General features: G+C 43.5%; 2 protein-coding genes and 1 pseudogene. 2 read left to right on the top strand and 1 reads right to left on the bottom strand.

What is annotated here, in order from left to right:
• A pseudogene (locus KH813_RS06490) lies at positions 1-222 on the bottom strand (cobalt chelatase); the annotation flags it as partial.
• Positions 223-519: 297 nt separating this feature from the next.
• Here KH813_RS06490 and KH813_RS06485 point away from each other — a divergent pair.
• Together KH813_RS06485 and KH813_RS06480 are read left to right on the top strand one after the other, a co-directional pair.
• Positions 520-843: a hypothetical protein gene (locus tag KH813_RS06485; RefSeq protein ID WP_303994530.1), complete on the top strand. Its 324-nt coding sequence runs from the start codon at positions 520-522 to the stop codon at positions 841-843.
• Between the two features lie 740 nt (positions 844-1,583).
• A partial coding sequence (locus KH813_RS06480; RefSeq protein ID WP_303994529.1) for a radical SAM protein occupies positions 1,584-2,455 on the top strand: 872 nt, incomplete at its 3' end.

Here is a 2,455-nt window from a genome sequence, read left to right as displayed (position 1 = left end):
ACCGAAGCTGGTAATTAAAATCGCATCTTTATTTTGCATCTGCTGCATGATTGTGTTTTCGCGTACTTTAACTCCGATTTCAGTAGCAGTCAGCAAGGCGGGGGTCGGCTGTTTTACTTCATCGCTCAACTCATATGCCGCGTTTACGCCGAAACTGCCAAATCCTGTCAGGATCGCAGCACAAAATGTAGCCGCCATAAAACGTTTCCATTGTTTGTTCATTTTAATAGCTCCCTTGTTGTTGATAATTAAAAATAAAATTTTCACGGGGAGGCACCTTCACCTCCTACAAAAACTGATGTTCCCCGCTCACCAGTTTTGAGTGCACCGCATAATCTTTAGTTAACATCATGATAATCTCTCTAAAAATGGTTGTCAACACTTTTAGAAAATTATACAATGGATATAAACATATGTTCTCAAAAAAACTTTACATTGAATTGCTTTATCGACAAGGTCTCTTTATTAAAATAAATATGGTATAATGCGCGCATAGGCATAAGCATAAGGAGGAAAAATATGGCGATTGATTTAGAACGACATTCTACTACGGATAAAGGGTATTCAGACTCTCTTTATGAAGTGCATTTTGTACCTGTAACGGAGCGCGTCGAGTATCAGGAGGGACCGATTGCAAAAGCCTTAGAAGAATTGCAAGCGAAAATGGAAAAGAAAGATTTCGAAACATACATTGATTCATTGTTGCGTATTAACTATGACGGGAAAAGATTACTTCTGATTACTCGTCGGGAAATAAATCGGACAATGTTGGAAGGAAAGTTTCGTAAAGATATTGCCGATGCTTTTGGCACCCAACAAATTCGAGTAGTCAGTCAGGCCTGATTGCTGCCGCATTTACATATGCACTCATTTTTTAAATAAAAATCATTGCATAGCCGTTGAGCTTGTTTGAGGAGCGTTGCCGGTTCCTATAAACATGTATTTGTCGAAACGAAACTCTTCTTCCAAGATAGTTTGCCTTGGAGGAAAGTAATAAGGTTGTCATGAAATATAAAAGCTCTCTGCAGTGGCAGAGAGCTTTTTGCGCAGGAACAGCCAGTAGTGCTGGTATGTTCGACTATTACATATTTGCGCAGCTGTTTTGGGAGCCGACACGGTATCATTGACCGGCGTAGTGTTGGAATGAGTGAATTCATAAACTTGTTTCCGATCCGGGATTGTCGCTACTTGGTCGGAGCCGAGGTATTATAGCAGCGTTTGTTTTTGTAAACGATATTCATGCAGTGACTGCCGGGCGATTTGCGGTGATTGATGTGTAACCGGACAGCCTGACGGAATATGCGGTACAAATATTTAGAGTAACCGAATTAGCTTCTCGGGAATAGCCGGAGAGATCCGATAAATGCAGAAATGTACGGTGCTTTATTATGATGTATTGCCAACCAAGAATAGTGATTTGCTAAAATGTATTTTGTTGAGAGCAAAAAGAGTGTATTATGATAATGAAGTTCAAACAATTATTGCGGAGTAAAGGTCTGCTTTTGAAGACTTTATTGGTTCTTCCTACGCAATGTCGCCACTGAACGCAATGTGGCACGTATACGATGCGCATGAGGACCTCCGTGCGAAAGGAACAGGGGAAGTGGTGTTATTTGTCTCCGGAGTTTTTAATTCTGGCGTTAACCGGAGCCTGCAATTTTAAATGCTGTTACTGCTATGCGGCGAATCAAGCACTTGTTAAACTGCCTCATGCCGCCATTCGATGGGCGTTGGATATGGCCGCGGCTAACGGAAAAGCGGTGACTGTACAATTAACCGGAGGAGAGCCCTTGTTGGCTTTTGACCGATTGTGCTACGCAGTCGAGTATGCCGCCGAAAAAAATTACCATGTCAAGTGGCAGATACAGACAAATGCCAGTTTGATCACGCCTGCTATCGCGGAATATTTTGCGAAGCACAAAATCGGTATCGGCGTGAGCTTGGATGGGGACGTGACACGTAATAATGCGGCTAGAGCTTATCCTGACGGTACAGGTACAGCACACCATATCATGCGCGGGTTATCCATTTTGCGTGATGCCGGCCTTGGCGTAGGTATTACTAGCGTGGTGGGTCGACATAATATCCGGTATTTGGATTCGTTAATCCCCATGGCCTATTATGCCGGGAATGTATTTCGCATCGGTTTTGATATTTTACGGCCGCAAGGGCGCGCGAGCGTATCCGATACCGTTACCGGCAGCGAAATGCAGACGGCTTTGGCCAAAGTGCTTCAGAAAGCGGATTGGTTTTATCGAAAGACAGGTAAAAAAATTACCTTTTCTCATAGCGAACGAATTCGCTTGTTAATAGAGGGGAGATTGGCTCCGTTCGGTCATTGTTATGCCCTTACCAATCGTGCACTATATGTGGATCCGAGTGGTGACTGTTATGCCTGTGCCTCCTTGTCCGGCCAGCCGGAGTTTCGCTTGGGCTCTTATAAGGAAGAAATTCA

The organism is Negativicoccus succinicivorans (assembly GCF_018373335.1).
GTDB classification, from domain to species: domain Bacteria; phylum Bacillota; class Negativicutes; order Veillonellales; family Negativicoccaceae; genus Negativicoccus; species Negativicoccus succinicivorans_A.
This window is presented reverse-complemented; position numbering and strand designations above follow the sequence as displayed.

Excerpts from the sequence above, each read along its gene's own strand:
- KH813_RS06485 (WP_303994530.1), top strand. The coding sequence starts at position 520 with ATGGCGATTGATTTAGAACGACATTCTACTACGGATAAAGGGTATTCA.